This is a genomic window from Parapedobacter indicus (assembly GCF_900113765.1).
In the GTDB taxonomy this organism is placed as follows: domain Bacteria; phylum Bacteroidota; class Bacteroidia; order Sphingobacteriales; family Sphingobacteriaceae; genus Parapedobacter; species Parapedobacter indicus.
Genome location: NZ_FOQO01000003.1, coordinates 46,445 through 67,751, shown reverse-complemented (window position 1 = coordinate 67,751; position 21,307 = coordinate 46,445). Strand labels below are relative to the sequence as shown.

17 protein-coding genes are annotated in these 21,307 nt (G+C 46.2%); 6 read left to right on the top strand and 11 right to left on the bottom strand.

Annotated features, from left to right (window positions below):
* Nucleotides 1-9: 9 nt before the first annotated feature.
* From BMZ56_RS07020 to BMZ56_RS07010, 3 genes are all read right to left on the bottom strand, one after another.
* Complete coding sequence (locus BMZ56_RS07020) at nucleotides 10-3,219, bottom strand: SusC/RagA family TonB-linked outer membrane protein (protein WP_090625871.1); 3,210 nt, start codon at nucleotides 3,217-3,219, stop codon at nucleotides 10-12.
* Between the two features lie 135 nt (nucleotides 3,220-3,354).
* Nucleotides 3,355-4,593, bottom strand: coding sequence for a sugar MFS transporter (locus BMZ56_RS07015; RefSeq protein ID WP_256213812.1), 1,239 nt, complete (start codon nucleotides 4,591-4,593; stop codon nucleotides 3,355-3,357).
* 34 nt (nucleotides 4,594-4,627) lie between these two features.
* A complete protein-coding gene (locus BMZ56_RS07010; RefSeq protein WP_090625869.1) occupies nucleotides 4,628-5,401 on the bottom strand; it encodes a phytanoyl-CoA dioxygenase family protein in 774 nt (257 codons plus the stop codon).
* 212 nt (nucleotides 5,402-5,613) lie between these two features.
* Between BMZ56_RS07010 and BMZ56_RS07005 the strand changes: the two genes are divergently transcribed.
* The gene (locus tag BMZ56_RS07005) at nucleotides 5,614-5,928 is read left to right on the top strand and encodes a CoA transferase (RefSeq protein ID WP_090625868.1); all 315 of its coding nucleotides are present in this window, start codon (nucleotides 5,614-5,616) and stop codon (nucleotides 5,926-5,928) included.
* A gap of 201 nt (nucleotides 5,929-6,129) precedes the next feature.
* On the opposite strand, the gene BMZ56_RS07000 is transcribed toward BMZ56_RS07005, so the two are convergent.
* The 7 genes from BMZ56_RS07000 to BMZ56_RS06970 form a co-directional block, all read right to left on the bottom strand.
* Nucleotides 6,130-6,579 (bottom strand): VOC family protein, encoded by a 450-nt coding sequence (locus BMZ56_RS07000; protein WP_090625867.1) that lies wholly within the window; start codon nucleotides 6,577-6,579, stop codon nucleotides 6,130-6,132.
* A 183-nt stretch (nucleotides 6,580-6,762) separates the two neighbouring features.
* A complete protein-coding gene (locus BMZ56_RS06995; protein ID WP_090625866.1) occupies nucleotides 6,763-7,341 on the bottom strand; it encodes an O-methyltransferase in 579 nt (192 codons plus the stop codon).
* 29 nt (nucleotides 7,342-7,370) lie between these two features.
* Nucleotides 7,371-7,808, bottom strand: a complete 438-nt coding sequence (locus BMZ56_RS06990; protein ID WP_090625865.1) for a PH domain-containing protein — start codon at nucleotides 7,806-7,808, stop codon at nucleotides 7,371-7,373.
* 63 nt (nucleotides 7,809-7,871) lie between these two features.
* Nucleotides 7,872-9,182 carry an MFS transporter gene (locus BMZ56_RS06985; RefSeq protein ID WP_090625864.1) on the bottom strand — a complete coding sequence of 437 codons (1,311 nt, stop codon included), beginning with the start codon at nucleotides 9,180-9,182 and terminating at the stop codon, nucleotides 7,872-7,874.
* Nucleotides 9,183-9,424: 242 nt separating this feature from the next.
* The gene (locus BMZ56_RS06980) at nucleotides 9,425-10,672 is read right to left on the bottom strand and encodes a glutamate-5-semialdehyde dehydrogenase (RefSeq protein WP_090625863.1); all 1,248 of its coding nucleotides are present in this window, start codon (nucleotides 10,670-10,672) and stop codon (nucleotides 9,425-9,427) included.
* Nucleotides 10,673-10,681: 9 nt separating this feature from the next.
* Nucleotides 10,682-11,716, bottom strand: a complete 1,035-nt coding sequence (proB, locus tag BMZ56_RS06975; RefSeq protein WP_090625862.1) for a glutamate 5-kinase — start codon at nucleotides 11,714-11,716, stop codon at nucleotides 10,682-10,684.
* 117 nt (nucleotides 11,717-11,833) lie between these two features.
* Nucleotides 11,834-12,757 (bottom strand): hypothetical protein, encoded by a 924-nt coding sequence (locus BMZ56_RS06970; RefSeq protein WP_090625861.1) that lies wholly within the window; start codon nucleotides 12,755-12,757, stop codon nucleotides 11,834-11,836.
* 416 nt (nucleotides 12,758-13,173) lie between these two features.
* Between BMZ56_RS06970 and BMZ56_RS25585 the strand changes: the two genes are divergently transcribed.
* The 3 genes from BMZ56_RS25585 (at nucleotide 13,174) to BMZ56_RS06955 (ending at nucleotide 15,772) form a co-directional block, all read left to right on the top strand.
* Nucleotides 13,174-13,326, top strand: a complete 153-nt coding sequence (locus tag BMZ56_RS25585) for a hypothetical protein (RefSeq protein ID WP_177195073.1) — start codon at nucleotides 13,174-13,176, stop codon at nucleotides 13,324-13,326.
* Between the two features lie 86 nt (nucleotides 13,327-13,412).
* Complete coding sequence (locus BMZ56_RS06960) at nucleotides 13,413-15,095, top strand: ATP-binding protein (RefSeq protein ID WP_245893124.1); 1,683 nt, start codon at nucleotides 13,413-13,415, stop codon at nucleotides 15,093-15,095.
* 11 nt (nucleotides 15,096-15,106) lie between these two features.
* Nucleotides 15,107-15,772: a response regulator gene (locus BMZ56_RS06955; protein WP_090625858.1), complete on the top strand. Its 666-nt coding sequence runs from the start codon at nucleotides 15,107-15,109 to the stop codon at nucleotides 15,770-15,772.
* A gap of 332 nt (nucleotides 15,773-16,104) precedes the next feature.
* Here the strand turns inward: BMZ56_RS06955 and BMZ56_RS06945 are convergent, their stop codons facing one another.
* Complete coding sequence (locus BMZ56_RS06945) at nucleotides 16,105-16,755, bottom strand: alpha/beta fold hydrolase (RefSeq protein ID WP_143072867.1); 651 nt, start codon at nucleotides 16,753-16,755, stop codon at nucleotides 16,105-16,107.
* A gap of 11 nt (nucleotides 16,756-16,766) precedes the next feature.
* Here BMZ56_RS06945 and BMZ56_RS06940 point away from each other — a divergent pair, with 11 nt between their 5' ends.
* The gene (locus BMZ56_RS06940) at nucleotides 16,767-19,736 is read left to right on the top strand and encodes a SusC/RagA family TonB-linked outer membrane protein (protein WP_177195072.1); all 2,970 of its coding nucleotides are present in this window, start codon (nucleotides 16,767-16,769) and stop codon (nucleotides 19,734-19,736) included.
* A 20-nt stretch (nucleotides 19,737-19,756) separates the two neighbouring features.
* Nucleotides 19,757-21,301 (top strand): RagB/SusD family nutrient uptake outer membrane protein, encoded by a 1,545-nt coding sequence (locus tag BMZ56_RS06935; protein ID WP_090625854.1) that lies wholly within the window; start codon nucleotides 19,757-19,759, stop codon nucleotides 21,299-21,301.
* Nucleotides 21,302-21,307: the final 6 nt, after the last annotated feature.

The window sequence follows — 21,307 nt, the reverse complement described above, 5'->3', positions numbered from 1 at the left end:
ATCGTATAATTAGAAAGTTAAGTTAATTCCAAGAGAAAAGGATCGTCTTAACGGATGAATTTTACCTACTCCCCAACCAATCGTCGACAACGCTTCCGGGTCTACCAATTTCGTTAGCGGTGTAAACGTAGCCAAATTTTCACAAGAAAATAAGATCGTTGCACCGTTGATTACCCGGAGGCCCGAAAGGAGATTTTGATTGAGGGTGTAGCTCAGGTTCAAGTTTTTCAACCGTACGTAGGCCGCGCTCTGCATATATCGGGATTGAATTTGCTTATTCTTGTAGTCTTGTTCCGATAAATACGGTTTAGGATAGTAAGCATTGGTGTTTGGGCCCAGGAGGTTACTTTCACCGGCCGGTCGCCAATAGTCCAGATGCTCGGGCATGAGCGTCATATTCCACCATTGTTGGCCATTAAATCCATAAAACAACATGTCGTTGGTGGTACCATCGAATGCGAAATCTCGTTTTCCGACACCCTGGAAAAAAGCGCTAAGACGTAAGTTTTTCCATTCAACGCCGAGATTTAATCCAAATAGATACCGTGGGTTTGAGTTTCCTATTACCGAATAATCGCCTGAATTATCTGCCGTCCAGCTACCCCGGGTTATTGTATTGTCCCCATCCAAGTCAGCATACCGAATATCCCCTGCACCCCAGGTGGGGTAAAAAAGCCGCTGATCCGGGCCTGCTTGGGCTTCCTGATCTGTTTGGTATATTCCAGCTGTCGTTAACCCCCATATTTCTCCCATTTCCTGGCCTACGTACCACGTGCTCAGGGTCCTATTGGGATTATTGTAGTCTGTGATGAACGTGCGATTATCCGCAAGGTTAAAAGCGACATTGTATGACCAGTTCTGGGCGATTTTATCTTGCCAACCTAAGGATAATTCAAAACCCTTGGTTTCTAAAGAGGCATTGTTCCGTTGGGGCGGGTCTGTTCCTAATACAATAGGCACGGCCTCTGCCGGACCAAACATGCGCCTTGTCATTCGCTCGTAGAGATCGAATGACAAACTTAGCCGTTTGTTCAAAAAGGATGCATCGAGCCCGACGTTTTTGGTTTCGGAAGTTTCCCATGTCAAAGTGGGACTTATGATATTAGGGCCTGTTACAAAATTAGGACGCTCATCTCCGATGATCCAACCAAGATTAGTGTTTACACCGAGCCTTTCAAGGTATAGATAATTTGCTACATTTTGATTGCCCAGTCTACCCCAGGAGCCCCGTAGTTTGAAGTCGTTTATATAAGACCGTATCGGTTGCCAAAAGTTTTCTTCAGATACCACATACCCCACTGAGATGGAAGGGAAAATGCCCCACCGATCTCCCTCTGCAAATTTTGACGAGCCATCGTACCGGATATTGAACTCAGCCAGGTATTTTCCCGCATAATTGTATTGCAACCTGCCGAAAACGCCTTGCGTAGCCCAATGGGATTTCTCGTCGTCGGCAAGAATATTACCCGTTGAGGTGCTAATAGAAGGAACCGAGGGTGTAAGAATATTGTTTTTGTCGACAGAAATGCCGGAAATCTGGTTCAATTCCTGTTCGAACCCGATCAACCCCATAAAATTGTGTGATCCTGTGTTAACCTGATACGTCGAGACAACATTAAACAATTGATAGTTTTCAGTAAGTTTGGAAGAACCGTATTTGCTCAATGGGTAAGCTACTGCGACTTTCGTTTCATCCGGAAGGGTACCGTATACGGTTGATTGCGTGTTGTCAATGCCTAAAATTCCACCCCGGAAGCTATAACTTATCGTTGTCTGCCAGTTTTTTATGGGTTCCAGTACGCCGCTCAGACGCATCGTATATGTTTTATCGTTATGGACTTCTTTACCACCATCTTCCATCATTTGGATGTTTGATATCTGAGAAAATTCTCCATTTGGCAAGTATAGCGGCCTGAATGGATTTGTTCTCAGGAAGTTGTGGTATTGAGTGGCCCGGTCAAAACCTTCGGTGGTATTAAAATACTGAAAATCTTCGTTACTGAATTTACTGTTTAAGTTGAATGTGAGCCAATCTGTTACCTGACTGGAAAGGTTAGCGGTAAGGTTGTAGCGTTTGTAAAACTGATCGCCATACCGGAGCTCATCGGGTTGGTCCCATAGCCCTGCCGATATAAAATAACTGCTTTTGCTTCCGCCTCCGCGAATACTCACGTCATGCTTTTGCCGAAGGACATTGTCTCTAAAGAAGATGTGCAACCAATCGTTATTTCCATTTCCAGCAATATCCCATATCCCATTTCCGGCCCAATCATTTCCCGTTGGCAACTTCCATGTTTCCTCTTGAATTTCTCCGGCCATATACTGTTTGATCCGTTCGATATTCATTGGCGTGAAGTTGGGAGATAAGCCGGCATTTACACTTGCCTGGTCATAAGCAGTAACAAAATTGAGCGAATTGGTCATGTGGGGAAGACCGATTGGAGATGATAAAGAGAAGTTATTCGAATATTGCACCGTAACCCTGTCGTCGCCGATGTGTCCATTTTTAGTGGTGATCAGTATCACGCCGAATGGAGCCCGGGAGCCATATATCGCAGATGCCGCGGCATCTTTTAGTACGCTGATGGACTCGATATCATTTGGGTTGATCTGATTGATATCCATGGGTACGCCGTCCACCAAAATGTAAGGAGCATCGTTGCCACTTAACGATCCCGCACCCCTGATATTTATATTCAGGCCTCCGCCGGCTTCCCCACTTGAACCGGTCTGTGTGATGTTCAGGTTTGACGATAGCCCTTGCAGTGCTTCTGAAACATTGCTTACCGGCCTGTTCTGGAGTTCTTCGGAGCGTATCGTGGCTACAGCTCCTGTTAAATTCTCTTTCTTTTGGACCGCGTAACCTACCACCACCAGCTCTTCCAACGCAGTGGTAATTTCCCGAAGTGTAACGGTTAGCAGTTGGCTTCCATCTAAAGTGACCTCTTGGGGTTCATAGCCCATGTATGAGATTTTCAAGATGTCTCCTACTGCTACCTCGCTAATGACAAAACGGCCTTCGGGATCGGTGGTCGTGCCCTTGGTCGTACCTTTTACGATCACAGTGACCCCATTTAGCGGCTTACCGTTTTCATCGACGATGCGGCCCTCAATGGTAAAGGCCGTGTAGTTGGAGCCACTGTATCCAAAAATTTCCAATGGTTTGCTCATAATCAGCAACGTGAGCAAAATTAAACTAACGATTTCTTTCCATTTCATAATCCGTTGATTTATAAGTTTGTAGTGAGTGATAATATTCGTCTTGTCGTAGAGTATGGGTTAGTTATCCATACGTGAGGCATTCAGCAAAGGAGCACCTGATTTGTTGCGGATCAACCCTGTCCGAACTCTGACTCAGGCAACCGATAAATTACGCCGGGCTTTGCGGCGCCCCCACCCGGCAAAATACAATAGAAAAATATACAGCGGCACCATGATCACATATGCCAACTGCGGATTCAACCAGCTTCCCAAAGCTCCGTATACATAAGGAATAATTGCGCCGCCCGCAACGCCCATGACCAGCAGTGCGGATCCCTGTTTTGTGTAGTTGCCAACACCATCCAAAGCCAGCGGCCATATCGATGGCCAGATCAGTGCATTTGCAAGCCCCAATAAGACCACCATCCAAATGGATACACTACCGCTAAAGCTTATCGCCGCAGCCGTGACGATAATGCCGAAACTGGCGCATCCGACTAACGTATTACGCTGACTTATATACTTCGGGATGAGCCAGATTCCCAGCGCATAGCTGGCAATCATTAGTAAAAGGATATAGGTTGGGAAATAGCTGGCTTCTGCAAACGGGAGTGTATGGAACTCGGCATAGCTGATAATGCTGTCTATGACCAAGACTTCAACACCCACACTGCAGAAAATCGCAACAAATCCCAATATCAGTTGGGGAAATTTGAACAGCCCTGTAAGCCTTACTTTTTCATCCGACCCGGATTTATCTTCCTGAATATCGGGGAGTCCTGATCGGAATATGAGAATCCCCAATGCGACTAGAATCAGCGTCATTGCCCCGTAAGGCATTATTAATCGGTCTGTAAGGCTGCTCAACACCGTTTCTTGCTGAGGCGCCGGCATGTTCACTAATCTTGCCTGGATTTCATCAATTTCACTGGGCCCCTTAGTAACGACTCGAAGAAATATCAAGGGAGCCACAGCACCGGCCACCTTGTTACATATTCCCATCACACTCATCCGCGTAGCCGCACTTTCTATGGAGCCTAATATGGTGACGTATGGATTTGCCGCTGTCTGGAGAATCGTAAGCCCGGTTGCTTGTATAAAAAGCCCGATTAAGAAGACGGGAAAACTCATTAAATATGCGGCCGGGATGAAAAGGACAGACCCGATTGCCATAACATACAGGCCCCAGGTCATCCCGGATTTAAAGCCGAGGCGATGGAGTACCCACGAAGAGGGGATGGCCATGAAAAAATAGGACAGGTAAAAAGCGAAGGCCACCAGCATGGCGGAGGCTAGCGATAACTGGAGTGTGAACTTGAAATAGGGAATCAGGATGGCATTTAGCCAGCTCACGAATCCAAATACGAAAAAAAGCAAACCGATGATTGCCATCGGGCCGAATTTAGACTTCAGAAACATCATCGCTTTATTTAGAATGTTCGTTCCTTACCTGACGTTCTGCAGCACTTCCAGTCCGGCCATGATCGAACCCGGCTTGCCGTTCGAGGTCAATCATTGCCTTCGGCCGAAAATTAATAATGAACGCTCTTCGCTGCGATGATGTAGCGTTTCCCCTGCTGTAATGTAACGTTGCCCCATGGTGAAAAATTCCGGTTCCTGGTTTTATCTGGATGGGTATGCCTTCTTCTTCATCGGCATCACATACTAATGCGCCTCCCTTTACGCTCATTGGACGGTGTACGCGCAAAGGTTGTAAATGGGATTTAGGAACGTACCACATACAACCGTTATCAATTGTAGCCTCATCCAAGGCAAGCCAGCAGCTCACGGCCCGTTTGTCGGGTAGCGTAATCCAATAAGCTGCGTCCTGATGCCAGGGTGTAGGTGTGTTGGTGCCGGGTGCTTTATTTATCAGCATGTCAAAATCCAGTTCCATATCGTTGCCAAAGAGGGCTTTAGACATTGAAAGTGCACGTTGGTGATATTCCATATCGAGCAACTCAGGAACGAAATCACATGGCCACATAATCTGGGTGATATTTTCCACCTGCGTGTTTTTGCCTAAGCCTACGCCCAGATCCACACGGTTTTTCCCGGTTTCAATTTCTCCGTTTAGAAAGCGGTTATAGATATCGCGGTACGTTTTAATTTGATCCTGTGATATGAGGTTTTCGATGACGAGATACCCATTTGTATTGAAAAATTCAATTTGTTCGATGTTTAGTGTAGTACTTCCCATTCCGTTTAAAAATTAAAGCATAGTTATTTATTGTTATTGGTTAAGCGTTCGGTAACTGTGAATCGTTTCCTCCCGCGGATAACAACAGCACGTGATGTTATTCCACCACGTTACTGCGATTTGTCTGACATTGACGAAAATCGGTTTTTTTCAACAGGCCGCTTCATAACATTGTGGTTTAGTACTTTCTCATACTCCACATCAGTCTGCCAATGGTTGCTGGGGGTAAGGTAATCTGGGGAGATCGGTTGGCGGTTCAAACACAGTGGTTACGCAACAGGATCGCTGTTCCCGATAATGAGCAGGTAAAACATAACCGCACGTTTGTTGAAGTGGATCATCCGAGGGCCGGAAAACTGACGGTGACCGATATTCCTTTTCAGATGAGTAAGACGCCAGGAGCCATCCGCAGACCACCACCGCTGATCGGTGAACACGGAAGAGAAATCTTATCCGAACTCGGATACGACGCTGCCGCTATTGAGCAGCTGATCAATGCGAAAACAATATCAATTGAATCGGTTTAAAAAAATGGCGGTACGGATATTCATCCAGCATGTACCGCCATTAACCACTGACAGTATATTTTCTCCTTCGCTGGAATTCCCCATTATAGCTTTCCTTACCTGCCTCAAAATTATTACCATTCATATCTCCATACTACCCGCGTGAGGATATCGAAAGCAGTCTTGCTAGGAAGTTCAAAGTAATTCAGTAACGCTGGCTACTCATTTATAGAGTGGTTCTGCAAGCCCAATGAGTAGCCCTTCGGGCCCGCGGATGTAGCAGAGTCGATACGATTCCTCATACTGCACCACCTCTCCGACGAGCTGGGTGCCGAATTTATTGAGCCTATCTAGTGTATCGTCAAGATTTTCCACAGCGAACATGATACGAAGGTATCCGAGCGCATTCACGGGAGCATTCCGATGATCGGCGACAACGGGCGGCGAGAGAAACCGCGAAATCTCTAATCGACTATGGCCGTCGGGAGTAACCATCATGGCGATCTCGACTCGTTGGTTGTCCAGTCCGGTAACACGGCCCGCCCATTCCCCTTCTACGATGGCTCGCCCTTCGAGCGCCAGGCCAAGCTCCGTAAAAAAAGAAATGGCCCCATCAAGGGATTCTACTACGATGCCGACATTATCCATTCGCAATAAATTACTTTTTGTCATCGTTTTACCTCCTGATCAATTAAATTTTTTTTGATAAATGTTGCCGTTTTCTTATTTCCTCATTTTTTGTATGCCAACAAAGCTATTTAATAGCTAACTCTCCGAATGCTGGAACTTGAAATCAAGTTAAGAGAATTTAAGCCTAATTAAGTGTTCAATTCAATGACCCGTATTGATTTCAATTCACCTTTTCACGCCAATGATAATACCTGTTGCCCAATGCTGCTTGACAATCCACAGGTCATCGCGACCTTCCAAGTACTCAATGAATACCAGAGCTTTCTCTTGATGCCCTTCTGGCCAGTTGGGCTGAGGTAGCATGTCGTCCACAATATAAAGGCCACCGGGCTGAAGCATCGTTAACACATCGTCCAATAGCAAGTATTTACCATGCCAAGTATCTGCAAAGATGAAATCGAATAGTTGCCCTTTATTTGCGTATACCCAATCCGCACCGTCAGACCGCACCAATGACAGACGCTCGTCATGGCCCAAGTACTTTTGGGCGACAGCCAACAATGCATCATCGTGATCAAAAGATATTAATGTGGATTTACTGTCCATGCCGTCAAGTATCCAGGCCGTGGAAAGTCCGCTGCCAGTGCCCAGCTCCAGGAATCGTCCGGCAGGTTTGCTGGTAGCCAGTGTGCGCAGTAAAGCGCATGTCTGTGCGTCTGAGGGCATGGTAAAGCCCAGCCGATGTGTTTCTTCTGTGATGGCACGGTAGGCCTTTGGCAAGGGTTGGTTTATTATATCATTCATAATTTCATCAAACTTAGGTAAGTTACGCCCTATACCACTTCAATCTCCGGATTCAATTGAATCAAATCTGAAATGAATCCGGGTTTATCTTTCGGTGATATGACAACGCTGTCAAATTTGTTGTAAAAAATTTCAAGCCGATCCAGCGAGGGTGCGGGAGCACTGATTGGGTTTCTGGTTTTCTCAATTTTCCGGATAGAAGCAAGAAAGATTTTCTTCTGCTTGTATAATACGCCAGCGTGGATGATCAATACACCGCGATCGACGACATAATAGGTCGCCAGGAAAAAGTGGATACAGAAGGCTGTAAGCAGAAGCATGAGCAACGCAAAACCCAATCCCGTCAATTTAGCTGTTAGATCAGGCTCATTCAAGGGTAAAAGAATTGTCAGCAGCGTGGTGCCCAACATAATTCCCACAATTGGAATAAAAAGGATCGGATCTATCTTCGCTTTATATTTCTTCATGTGCAACAAGTTACTAAATATTGACTGTCAATTTCACACAAAACACCCAACAATGCACGTAACTTAATTTCTCGTACTAAATTGCTTACCTGCTACATGGTGTTCACGCTTAAGTAAAATTAAAAAAATCACACCCATAAAACCAACGATTGCCAGCACAGTTAAACCAGCTATGTCATTATTCCATAGCTGATCCGCCCAGTTTTTTAAATTTGGCGCAACAAAACCACCTAAATTACCTACCGATCCAATTAATGCCGTGCCAACTGCAGCCGAACGACCCGATAAATACTGGGTAGGTAAATTCCAAAACAAAGGCTGTACGACGATGAAACCAACAACTGCGAGTGAAATCATGAGCATAAATTGAAAGATTTGTGTCGTTTGTGTTGAAAGACCAATGCCTGCAACCGCACATGACAGCATTAAAATTGCCATGCTATTCCAGTTGGCTTTTTTATCTGCAATCCGGGTAATGATGGGCAATAAAATCAGGGTACAAACCCAGGGGATAGCACTGTAATACCCAACCGTTAACCCGATATGTATATTTAGTAATTCCGCCAATTTACTAGGTAAGTAAAACAACACACCGTACACACTCATTTGAATGGTGAAATAAATAAACACGAAACGCCAAACCCGCCAATCGGTAAATACACGCTGATCGGTTGAATTTTCTGTTTGAGCTTGTAGCGACTGGTCTTTTGCCAAAGCCTGATTTAACAATCGTTTCTCATCTTGTGTTAGCCACTTCGCCTGATCCGGTTTACTGACTAAAACAAAAAACGCAATGATTCCAACCAACGCAGTCAGTGCCCCTTGCACAATAAACATCCACTGCCAGCTCCTGAAACCGAACGTATAACCTGAATCCAGTAGCCAACCCGAAAATGGTCCGCCAAGCATTAATGCGATAGGCACGCCGAGGTAATACCACCCATACGCTTGCCCTCTATATGTCTTCGGAAACCAATAGGTTAAAAAAAGAATAACTCCGGGTGAAAAACCCGCTTCAGCTGCACCCAATAAAAACCGCAAGATATAAAAGCTCATCGGGTCATGTACGAAAATCATGGCAATGGAGACCAGTCCCCATGTCACCATAATGCGGCTTAACCATAAACGGGCGCCAACTTTATGCAAAATGATATTGCTTGGGACTTCAAACAATGCGTATCCAATAAAGAATATGCCTGCACCAAGTGCGTATGCAGAAGCGCTGATTCCTGCATCTATCTCAAGATAATGCTTCACAAAGCCGACATTGGAGCGGTCTAGCATTGCCAATGCGAACATCAACACAATTAACGGCAATAAACGAAACTTCACTTTTCGAATCAGTTTGGTTAATTGGGGATGTGCTACGGGCATCTTATAGATATGGCTTTGTGTTTATAATTGACCGCCAAGTTGTTAAAAGTAGGCGAAAAATCCAAACTTATGAACAAGTTAATTCCGCCTATAGAAGATTGCCGTCCATAGTAGATTTCGATCCGATCGATGCCGAGTTTCGTAAGCCTCTAAAGCCTATTGCGCTTCATTCCGCTTTTATGCGGAATAATGCGGGGAAGTAGTCTTCCCAAGAGAAGATCACCGAGGAAAACAGTTCCGATCTAGCGGATTTGGCCGTCGCCACTCACCAGCCATTTTTCGGTAACGAGCTTCTCCAACGCAAACGGACCCCGGGCGTGTAGCTTTTGGGTGGAAATGCCAATTTCGGCTCCTAAGCCAAACTCGGCACCATCAGTAAAGCGGGTAGATGCGTTGGCATATACGGCGGCAGCATCCACGGTATGCATAAATGCATCGATATGTGTTCGATCGGTAGAGACAATGCATTCGGAATGCTTGGAGGAGTGCGCTTCGATATGATTCAAGGCTTCCTCTAGCCCCTCAACGACTTTGATGGAACACTTCAGGTCCAGAAACTCCCTACCAAAATCATCCGCTGTGGCATGCTGCAGGTGGGGATATTCCACTTCCTTGAGCCATTGGAAGGCCTGCGGGTCGGCGTAAACCTCCACCTGATGTGCGGCAAGGTAAGGAGCCAGTTTGGCAAGTAGGGGGCCGGCAACCTGCTGGTCTACCAATACCGTATCCAATGCATTGCAGACTGAAGGACGCGATATCTTCGCGTTAGCAACGATGCGGGCGGCTTTATCAAGGTCGGCGGTCTCATCCACATACGTATGGCATACTCCTGCGCCGGTCTCGATGACCGGTACTTTGGCATGGTTCCTAACGTATTCGATCAGTGCCTGCGACCCACGGGGAATCAGGATATCCACATAGTCTTTGGCGGTGAGGAGTTCGCCCATCAGCTCGCGGGCTGTAGGGAGCAGTTGCACGATATCCGGATTGATACCCGCTGTTTCGATTGCTTGTCGGATCAGTGATACGAGGTAGCTGTTGGTAAACCAAGCGTCCGAACCGCCGCGCAGTAGGCAAACGTTGCCCGACTGGATGCATAGGGCAACCACATCGACCGTTACGTTGGGCCGTGACTCGTAAATGACGCCCACCACCCCGAGCGCTACCGACCGTTTTTCGATTTGTAGTCCGTTTTCGAGCGTTTTCTGGAGCAATACCTTACCGGTGGGGTCTTCTAGATTGGCTACGTCCAGCACGCTGCCTGCCAATGCCTGGACGCGTTCATCGGTAAGTTTCAGCCGATCGTACTTAGCGTCGTGCGGATCCATACGATCTAGGTCCTTTTTGTTTTCGTCGATAATGTCGTCCTGATGGGATACCAATAGCGCGGAAATAGCTTGTAGAAGCTGCTTTTTCTGAGGCAACGTTAGCATACTCATCGTTTTCTTCGCCTGGCGTGCCTGTACTAACTGTTGTTTTATGTTATTCATCGGTTGCTGTTATAAGAGGACGATGTCGTCCGCATGTGCGATTTCAATATTCTTTTTGTCGGTGGTGTTTTGAATCACCGCTGATTCGATCTTCGATTTGGCCACGGCATGCACCAAGCCCTGTTGATCTACGACCTGGAACACCTCGCCGGTCATGAAGCCGCCGACCACTTCCGTGACGCCAACGGCGAGTAGGCTTCGGCGTTTTTTCAATGCCTCCAAGGCTCCTTTGTCAACCATAACCTTGCCGGAAATGAGGCTGCCAGTGGCCATCCACTTATGGCGGGACGGGACCTTCTTGGGCTGTGCCCGGCAGCGAGTACCGGTTTTACCTTCCATGGCTTTCAGAATGGCATCCTCAGTACGCATGCTGAAAATGACCGCCTCGATGCCCAGCTGGTTGGCTAGCCTTGCGAAATTCAGCTTGGAAGTCATGCCGCCCAAGCCTACTGCCGATTTTTCCTTCCTCGCCAGCGACAGCGCCTGCTTGTCGATCACCGGAATTTCGCGGATTACTTGTCCCGCTGCATCTAATACACCGGGGACCGATGTACTGAATAGGATTTTTTCAGCACCAAACCCTACGGCGATGAGCGTAGCGAGCTCGTCGTTATCGGAAAACTTCAGCTCCTTGTTGCTCACTACATCGTTCTCATTCGCAATGGGAATGATGTGGTTGCGCCACAGGGTCTCGTAGGTGTTCTTCAATTGAAGAAACTGGTCGCGGTTGGCAAAATGCTGCCGTTCGCAAAGACTCTGTGCCAAAGCAATTTTGTAAGGCCTGAAATAGGTGGCATAGATGCCAACCAAGAGGGGGTTGCCGATGGCTGCGGCTGCTTTGCGCTCCGGCAGTGTACCCTTGTATCGAGGGATATAGGCTTTTCCTGCTGCTACGGCACCGGATGACACGAGCACGATGTTGTAATGTTCCTGCAATTTGGCCGTCTGCCGCGCGATTTCCGCGATAATCTGTTCGTCGACCGCCCCGTCTGCTGTGGTAATCGAAGCAGAGCCAAATTTGACGACGATGATGGGTTTCTTCATGAGCTATGGAAAACGCCTGCTAATTTCGCAAATTTTGACGTTCTGACAAAGATAAGGTAAAGCTACTTTACTCGCAATTTCGCGGCAATGGATTACATCGCCTTTGCGGAATGATTATTATTTGTACCGATCCAATACATATTTTTTGATAATATACTCGGTTGCTGGCTTTAACTCTTTTTCTTTATTCATCGGATATACGCCTTTCATCGTGTAAAATTCGGCGCTGTCGCCCGTCGGTTTGCCATACCAAACTTTTCCCACGGACTTTAATGTCAAGGTATCCGGACTCATAATTTTCCGAAAGTTTTTCACGATGTCTTTATCCAGCGGTATGATTTCTACACCTGCAATCTTTTCGCTGCAAGCGACCGGTACGTAGCGGTCTGTTTGCCAGTACATACATTCGCGGTCAAGGCTATCAGCGATTTGATAAGCACCGGCCATTCCGGCAAAAGCTATAACACCATATAGAGCGGATTTTTTTAATTTGGACCAAACACCGGATTCGGATGAAAATTTCCTGTTCGAATCACCAAAATTATTTTCCATTGCGAACGTACTCTTTTCCAAAGTCTGGTTTTCTCCTTGGCCTACATCTTCTTTGTGTTTTTGTCCCCAAGGGTTAAGCGATCCCTCATCTACTTTTTCCCCTTCGTTTTTCCCAGTACTGCCGTTCCGTTCCTTCACCCATTTATCATAGGGGCGAGGCTGGAAGTCAATCAGCACGGCCAATAACTTCACGATAGCTTCGCGAGGCTTGGTTGTCTTGCCGATCATAAAATTCTGCAACGATTTAAACCCGTTGGCTCCGAACTTTTTTATTCCGGTTTCGAGATCTGGATAGTTAGTAAGTGGGTTAAATATTCGATCTAATGTCAGTAAATCTCCCGCTAGCGCCCCGCTATATAAAAGCGTCAGGCAATAGTTCATCAATTGCGTTGGAGACGCACGTTCCAGCTCAATAGGAAGTAAGCGCTTTTCTTTCTTTTCATGGTAAGCGTTTATCACCTCTTCTTGAAATCGATCAAAATCAGACATCACCGCAAAATTAAATCTATTTATCTCATCGGAAATTACGGGAAACCGTATCCCTTCTGCACATTCATTTATCGCCGTCGTTACCGGAAATCGCGGAAATCCTTCGGAAATCGCGGAATAATGTCAGAAACACCGGAAACATCGGAATTACTTGATGATTAGTTGTTTATGCAATCTATGTTTGCATCAGAAATCAGTTCAAGTATTGATTAGTCATTAAACAAAGGTACGAAACAGATTTCAAAACGAGAAGAGGCAGCGGAGGCTGTTAACCGGTTGGGAAGCAGTTGATAGCTCCCGCGGCCGAATCTCACACTTCCCAACAATTCAGAAGGCCTTCTGAAAACATTTGTAGCAACCCCTGCGGGAGGATCCGCGGGGACCTACCAAGTTTTTCAAGTTAAAATTTTTGAATTATGTATAGTGTATTTTTTGCTATATTGATGGGATTGCTGTGTCCTTCTCATTCGAATCACAATCATCAGGGAAACGGTACCGTCCAGACGATGGGCAATGACGAGCAAGGCACGGGTGGAGATGTCGGGGATGTTGTGCCCCCTAAACCGTAAGATCATTTGGTTTACAGACGAAGGCAGCGATGAGCTGCCTTTTTTATTCCGATTTTTCTGTAACTTCGAATTAAATTCGAGACCAGTTGAGAAGCTTAAACTTTTGTACGCTGTCTTTGGTGTTTGTATCCTGTTCAAGTGAAATAATACCGGAGGCGCCCACAGTTACTACTCCCTATTATGATCGCGCGTATGAATATCGCGATGCGGGAATGGCAGATAGCGCGTTTCTCTATTTTGATAGAGCCAAAGATCTGTTTTTAGAAAACAAAGACAGTTTAAATGTGGCGAATTGCCTGATACAGATGGCCATCATGTTATCCAATCAAAACGATTACTTTGGAGCTCAGGAAACCTCACTTCAGGCCAATGATTATTTAGATACCGAAAATCCCCAACATCGCATTTATTTAAGTTCGAATTTTAACAACCTAGGTAAATCAACTTACTTACTCAAAGATTTCGAACGAGCGATTTCATTTTACGATTCCGCCATTCAATTTTCAGACGACTCACTGAATACACGTGTTTTTTTAAACAATAAAGCGAAAGCGTACCATGATAATGGGCAATATGAGGAGGCGTTGAAAATATATGAACAGATCATTCAAGAGGACAGCAAGAATCCGCGGGAATATGCCAGGGCATTAACCAATATCTCTGACACCCGATGGCACCAGAACCCGGCCTACAACGCTGCACCGCACCTGTTGACCGCCTTGCAAATCCGCGAGCACGAAAACGATAAATGGGGTAAAAACTCCAGCTATGCGCACCTTGCAGCGTATTACGAACAAAAGCGTCCCGATTCGGCATTGTTTTTTGCCCGCAAACGCTACGCAATGGCCCGGGAAATAAAAAGTGCCGATGATCAGATTATGGGGCTTCAGCTGTTGGTCAGGCTAAGCCCATCGGATTCAGCCAAGGAGTATTTTGAAGTCTATCAGCGCCTAAGCGATAGTGTGCAGCAAGCCCGTGCGGCCGCTAAAAACCAATTTGCCCTTATCCGTTATGAAGTTGAAAAGAACAAGATCGAAAACCTAAAGCTACAACAGGAAAATGCAGAGCGGAACCTTCAGATCAATCGACAGCGTACCTTGACCGCAATCGTTTCTTTGTTGGCCGCCGCCCTAATCGGAGGCGGTACTTTTTGGTACAGAAAGAGAAAACAGCGATTAGAGTTAGAAGCACAAAGCCGGATAAAGGCAAGTCAGCTCAAGACCTCCAAAAAAGTACATGATGTCGTAGCAAACGGACTTTATCGGGTAATGGCAGAGATTGAAAATAAAAACGATATCGACCGCGAAGGAATTTTGGATCGTCTGGAGGATATGTATGAAAAATCTCGTGACATATCCTATGAAACGGAAGACCTACCTAGTAAACAAATTGACTATCATCAGAAGATAACCGACCTGCTTACTTCTTTTGCTACAGATTCCACAAAAGTACTCATTGCAGGAAACGATTCCGGTGTTTGGGCCGGGGTGCCAGTTAAAGCAAAATACGAAATCGAACATATTCTGCAAGAACTTATGGTTAACATGAAGAAGCATAGCAAAGCCAGTCACGTTGCCGTACGGGTTGAACAGGACGGCCATCAGGTTTCGATTTACTATTCAGATAACGGAATAGGCTTGCCTGCTGGCTTTCAAAAAGGCAATGGGCTGGTCAATACGGGAAACCGTATAAAAAATCTACGAGGCGATTTTACCTTTGACGTCGGGGAGAATGGATTGAAGATTCGCATGACTTTCCCGTTATCTTAAATTGACCACGGATGTTCAAAAAAGTATTGATTGCCGAAGACCATGAAAGTGCCAATATCTCGGTGCAAAAGACCCTGGAATCGCTTGGCGTCGAATGTGCCAAGTATGTTTACTATTGTGATGATGCGCTTACCTGGGTACGCAATGCGCTCCGTATCGGAGAACCCTATGACCTCCTCATTACCGATCTTTATTTCGAGAAAGACCACTACGAACAGCAACTTTCCGACGGGAAGGAATTGATCGAGGCCGCTAAACAGGTGCAGTCCGACCTTAAGGTTATTGTCTTCTCGGCAGAGAGCCGGCCAGCCATTGTCAATGAACTTTTCAGGACACTTTCGATCGATGGGTACGTACGCAAAGCCCGGCGCGATGCACAACACCTAAAAGAAGCCTTGCAAGTGGTTTATGACCATAAAACCTATCTCCCTCCCGATTTGAAGCAAACTGTCAGGGAAAAAAACTCCCACGAGTTTTCCACGTTTGATGTGACCATCATTTCCTTGCTTTCAAAAGGCGTGCTTCAAAAAGACATTCCCTATTATTTACGGCAAAACGACATCAAGCCATCCGGGTTGAGCAGTGTCGAAAAACGCCTTAATCTGATGAAAGAAATCTTGAGTTTTTCCAAAAATGAGCAGCTCATTGCCTATTGTAAAGATATTGGCATTATTTAGATCGTATGAATTATACCAGGCAAAAATATTATCTGAACACGGAGGCTAACACAGACCGCCAGGTTCACCAAGCGGACTGCGTATACCTGCCACCACCGGATTGCCGAAAGTACCTCGGCGAATTTTACTCCCCGATGGCTGCTGTGGTAGAAGCCTTAAAAACACACCCTTCGGCTTATAGCTGCAAGGCATGTACACAAAAATAAGTGAGATCTCTTACAGCGCCCCAGATCAGCGAGCGGCTAAAAAGTGCTTGGAGAAAGAAACCGAAGAAGGATCAACTAAACCGAAACAAGAGCAGGAGCCGTCGGTCGTCACTACTCAAGATAAGATCAACGGCTTCCTCCTTGTTCTTTCACAAAATTCCTCATTAGCGTCAAAACCTCATCAAAATGAGTGTCCAGTAGATCATGCCCTCCATCTAAAATATGGATTTGAGCTTCGGGCAATTCCCGCTTGTAACAAGCAACTTCGCTCACTGAAAAAAATATCTCATATTTTCCCCACATGACAAGACCGGGTGGCTGATGCCTGCGGAAATACTCCTGGTAAACAGGAAACATTTCTAAGTGCGTTTTGAAGTCGCAGTTTAATTCAAACTGCTTTTCGATATTACCCGGTCTCCTCAAAAGCTCCCAATCAAGCATCCACAGTTCCGGGCTGACCCTTGGTAATATTTCTTCTGGAAGTCCACCAAAGTATTGATTTTTTATGCCTTCTGCACTTAAGAATTTAATAAGCTTTTTCTTTTTTTCAGCCGTTGGGTTGTACCAATACTCAATATATTCGCCCCATTCCGGACCCATACCTTCACGATGTGCGTTGCCACTCTGAACAATTATACCCGTAATTTTTTCGGGGTGGTTTATGCATAATTGAAGCCCGATCGGCGCACCATAGTCATGAAGGAAAATAAAGAACTTAACCCATTGTGCAGTTTGACCAACCGATATTCCGCGAATTCGTTGCTCAAGAACGAACAATCGTCGGCCACGTGGTTGACCGTTCCAATAATTCGTTGCAGGGGGTAACCGTGACGATCAAGGGAGCCTCCCGTACAACCGTAACAGACGTATTCGGGAATTATTCGGTGTCCGTGTCCAGCGATACGAATGTGTTGATCTTTTCTGCCATTGGTTTTGAAACCATGGAAGTGCCTGTCGGCAATCGTACCACACTGAATGTAACACTTGTCGAATCGATCAGCAACCTCGAAGAGGTAATCGTAGTAGGCTATGGTACCGTGCAGAAAAGAAACCTTGTGGGATCAGTTAGCACCGTTGATGCCAGCAAGCTCCAAGATATGCCGGTCAACAACATTGGCCAAAAATTGCAAGGCCAAATAGCGGGTGCGCAGATATACCATACAAGCGGGGCCCCGGGCAACAACATGGCCATCCGGATAAGGGGGGCAGCCTCTATCAACGCCGGAAATAATCCACTGATTGTCATCGATGGATTTCCCACCGTTACCGGTTTGTCCAGTATCAGCCCGGATGAAATCGCGTCTATATCTGTACTCAAAGATGCCTCCGCTACGTCGTTGTATGGATCTAGGGCGGCAAATGGGGTTGTGCTGATTACCACGAAATCAGCAGTGGCAGGGCAGCACAACATATCATTTAATACCTCGGTAGGGTTGGAATCCGTTGGCGATCGAGGTAAACCTAACCAGATGTCTGCTCGCGAATTTGCCCAATTTAAAAAGGAGTTTTACGAAGATGCAGCCCGATACGAAGGGTACACGGGAGGCGTCCCCGAATTGTATCAGCATCCTGAAATTTATGGCGACAATCAAGGGACCGACTGGTTTGATATACTCTTGCGAACCGCTCCCAGCCAAAACTACAACCTTTCGGTAGTTTCTGGAAAGAAAGACTTGAAATCTTCTATTAACCTCAACTACACCAGGCAAGAGGGCGTTATGCTAAACTCCAATTTCGGTCGCTTTAGCGGCCGGGCCAACAACGTTTACGATGTCTCAGATCGATTTTCGATTGGACTGAATATTGGTTTCTCCCATGTAAACAGACATGTATTGCCTAAGATGGAAGGACCGCACCAATTGATTCAGGCGGCTTATTTAATGGACCCTACCATTGAATATAAAAATGCAGACGGCACCTATCCGATATCTTTTTCGCGGCCGGGTATGTTCGCTAATCCCAACTGGTATCTCGTCGTGCGTGATCGGCAAAGCCCCAGTAAGAGTACCAATTTGCTGACCAACGCATTCCTTGAATATGAAATCATCGATGGACTGAAATATAAGATTTCCGCCAACGGCGATATCGGTAACGGGGTGTCTCGATATTTCGAACCCTCACACGTTCGAGGAGGGCTATTTTCCGCCCCGCCCCAAACTCCTATTGGCAATTACAATACGAACAATTTTTTGTCTTGGTTGGTAGAAAATACGATGACTTACCAGAAGACCATCAATGAAGCACATTCGTTTGACGGCTTATTAGGCTATTCAGTTCAAAAAACCACATTTGAATCGGGTTCCATCGATGGGACACAGTATCCCGATAACGAGATTTCTTGGGTAAATGCAGCAAACATTCGATTGGGACAAGCCGGAACCAATGATTGGTCGATTCTCTCTTATATCGGGCGGTTGAATTACAGCTACAAGAATCGGTATCTGTTGTCGGCAGCCATCCGGCGCGACGGTTCATCCAAGTTTGGAGTGAACGCAAAATGGGGAAATTTCCCATCGGTCGCCTTGGGCTGGATCGCCTCAGAGGAAGAATTTTTGAACCATGTTAACCAGTTGGATTTTCTTAAAATCCGGATGAGCAACGGAAAGGTGGGAAACAATAACATCGGAGATTATACCCATCTTTCCACGGTTTCCGCGGCCAACTATGCATTAAACGATCAGGTAGCCGCCGGCCGGGCTAAATCGAGTTTGGGAAATAGTAATTTGACCTGGGAAACGACAAGCCAATTTGATCTGGGAGTTGAGGTCGGATTGTTCAACAATCGGTTATTCGCCACCTATGACTACTACTGGAAACGAACCAATGGTCTGTTATATGCCATAGACATCCCCCAGCAATCCGGATTTTCCAGTATAAGTTCGAATATTGGCGAATTCAATTTTTGGGGACATGAAGTTGAATTGCAATCGAAAAACCAGTTCAATGCTTTGACCTGGAATGCATCGTTGAATATCTCATTCAATCGGAACCTCGTCAAAAAGTTGGGGACTAACGACACACCCATCGGTGCATATAACCTGTCTTGGGATCCCCATAGGACCCAGGTAGGTAGGCCCATGGGCCAATTTTTCGGATTCATTTATGATGGGGTCTATATGACGCAGGAAGAGTTTGACACGCAACCCAAACGAGCGGCATCGATGGTTGGCACGGTAAGGTTCAAGGACATCAGTGGCCCGGATGGCATGCCCGATGGTCAAATAACCCCCGATGATCGCACATTTATCGGCGACCCCAACCCTGATTTCATTTACGGCATCACCAACGAGTTCACTTATAAAAATTTTGATTTCAGTTTTGTGCTGGCGGGATCCGTAGGCGGCGATATCGTTGACGAATCACTTTCTTCCACGAATGACTTGGCGGGTATTTTCAACGTAACCAAAGACGTTGCCAAGCGGTGGCGGTCGATTGAAAACCCAGGCGATGGCCGCATTCCGCGAACGCGGACAGGGACCACCAAAGATTTTACTGACCTGTCTACGTGGATGGTTTTTGATGGATCGTATCTTGCCGCAAAGAACATTACGTTCGGCTACCGTATTCCCTTGAAGAAGTATATCGAAAGCGTTCGTTTATACGGTAGTATACAGAATCTGTTTATCCTAACCAATTACCCTGGGATGAATCCTGAGGCAAGCAGAAATGGCTTAAATGGTTTGGGAGCCGGGTGGGACTTTGCATCTTATCCCATTAGCCGTGTCTTTTCTTTGGGGCTGAGCATCAAATTTATTTAAGAGATATAACGTGATTTGAAATGAAAAGAATACCTATATACTTACTTCTATTGGGCACCGTCGTCAATTTCTCGTGTGATGAACAATCGCTGCTCAATTTATCGCCACAGACGTATCAAAGCTCATCTTCCTTTTTTAAGTCGGGAGAGCACTTTGAACAAGCACTGATTGGCGTTTATTCCTGTCTTCGTTCGTTGCCTGAGTATGCTGTTTTCATGGACGAAATGCGGTCGGATAATACATTTTTCACCTTTTTTGCGGGAGACCGAAGCCAGGCCCTGCATGCAGAGTCTATTGCACAGTTTACGGACGATGATCGAGCTAGTTATACGACTAACCGCTACACAAATAACTACGTTGGGATATCCCGGGCAAATACAATCTTAGATCGAATAACGGGATTCAGCGACATGGAGGAGGCGACAAAAAATAGAATAGTGGCCGAGACCTTGTTTCTGAGAGCATTTTTTTACTTTGATCTGGTTAGCCACTATGGTGGAGTTCCCCTGCAGTTGGCCGAAATCACGTCAGAGGAAGGAACATTTCTGCCTAGGGCAACCGAGGAAGAGGTTTATGGACAGGTCATAGCCGATTTGGTTTTGGCCATTCCCGGACTTCCCGTTGCAAAGGAGTTTCCTCAATCGGGCCGGGCATCGAGCGGTTCCGCCAAGATGTTGTTAGCGTATGCTTATCTGACACAGCCGAATAAGGACTACGCCAAAGCCGCGCAGGAATTGAGGGATATCGAGGGAATGAATTACACCTTGATGGCCGACTACGCCGATTGTTTCGACCCTGCCCAAAAGAATAGCCGGGAATCCATTTTTGAGATTCAATACAAGGAGGGAAACGATGGCCTGCATAGCTACTTTACTTGGCTATTTATCCCAAAAACACCGAATACGGTCCTGATCACCGGACTCAATGTTGCTACGCAGCATATCCGCTGGGGTGGGTGGAATGTTCCGACAAGAGATTTGGTATCCACTTACGAAAAAGGCGATAAGCGATTGAACGCTTCGGTAGCCGTAGCAGAGGGAACCGAAGATGCTAACGGCACTTTTCTTATCGAAAGGGTTGTAAATGCCGAAGGATACAAGCCTCAACCGGGTAAAGCATACTACTATTTTGTAAATAAATACAATCATTCGCCTTACGCCGTCGAATACAATACCGGAGAAAACTGGCCTATTTTCCGCTATGCCGATGCGTTGCTGCTATTAGCGGAGTGCCTTTTGGAACAAGGAGATCAAACAGGAGCATTGAGATATGTCAATCAAGTACGAAACCGCGCCGGACTGGCCAATCTGGCAACGATTTCAAAAGAAGCAATCTTGAAGGAACGAAGGCACGAACTGGCCTTTGAGAATCATCGCTGGTTGGATCTAATACGTGCTGGAAAAGCCGTGGAGGTTATGCAGCAATTTGGGGCGGCGGTAAAAAGCCAATATGGATGGGTACTTCCGAATGCGTTCAACGTTACACCGGAAAAACTGATTTATCCGATCCCCTTCCGTGAATTGCAGATCAATAGCAACCTCGTTCAAAACCCGGGCTACCAATAATGTCCG

Excerpts from the sequence above, each read along its gene's own strand:
- BMZ56_RS06995 (WP_090625866.1), bottom strand. The coding sequence starts at position 7,341 with ATGAATGATATAATAAACCAACCCTTGCCAAAGGCCTACCGTGCCATC.
- BMZ56_RS07000 (WP_090625867.1), bottom strand. The coding sequence starts at position 6,579 with ATGACAAAAAGTAATTTATTGCGAATGGATAATGTCGGCATCGTAGTA.
- BMZ56_RS06990 (WP_090625865.1), bottom strand. The coding sequence starts at position 7,808 with ATGAAGAAATATAAAGCGAAGATAGATCCGATCCTTTTTATTCCAATT.
- BMZ56_RS07015 (WP_256213812.1), bottom strand. The coding sequence starts at position 4,593 with ATGGCAATCATCGGTTTGCTTTTTTTCGTATTTGGATTCGTGAGCTGG.
- BMZ56_RS06955 (WP_090625858.1), top strand. The coding sequence starts at position 15,107 with ATGTTCAAAAAAGTATTGATTGCCGAAGACCATGAAAGTGCCAATATC.
- BMZ56_RS07005 (WP_090625868.1), top strand. The coding sequence starts at position 5,614 with ATGGTTGCTGGGGGTAAGGTAATCTGGGGAGATCGGTTGGCGGTTCAA.
- BMZ56_RS07020 (WP_090625871.1), bottom strand. The coding sequence starts at position 3,219 with ATGAAATGGAAAGAAATCGTTAGTTTAATTTTGCTCACGTTGCTGATT.
- BMZ56_RS06935 (WP_090625854.1), top strand. The coding sequence starts at position 19,757 with ATGAAAAGAATACCTATATACTTACTTCTATTGGGCACCGTCGTCAAT.
- BMZ56_RS07010 (WP_090625869.1), bottom strand. The coding sequence starts at position 5,401 with ATGGGAAGTACTACACTAAACATCGAACAAATTGAATTTTTCAATACA.
- BMZ56_RS06985 (WP_090625864.1), bottom strand. The coding sequence starts at position 9,182 with ATGCCCGTAGCACATCCCCAATTAACCAAACTGATTCGAAAAGTGAAG.
- proB (WP_090625862.1), bottom strand. The coding sequence starts at position 11,716 with ATGAAGAAACCCATCATCGTCGTCAAATTTGGCTCTGCTTCGATTACC.
- BMZ56_RS06980 (WP_090625863.1), bottom strand. The coding sequence starts at position 10,672 with ATGAATAACATAAAACAACAGTTAGTACAGGCACGCCAGGCGAAGAAA.
- BMZ56_RS25585 (WP_177195073.1), top strand. The coding sequence starts at position 13,174 with ATGTATAGTGTATTTTTTGCTATATTGATGGGATTGCTGTGTCCTTCT.
- BMZ56_RS06970 (WP_090625861.1), bottom strand. The coding sequence starts at position 12,757 with ATGTCTGATTTTGATCGATTTCAAGAAGAGGTGATAAACGCTTACCAT.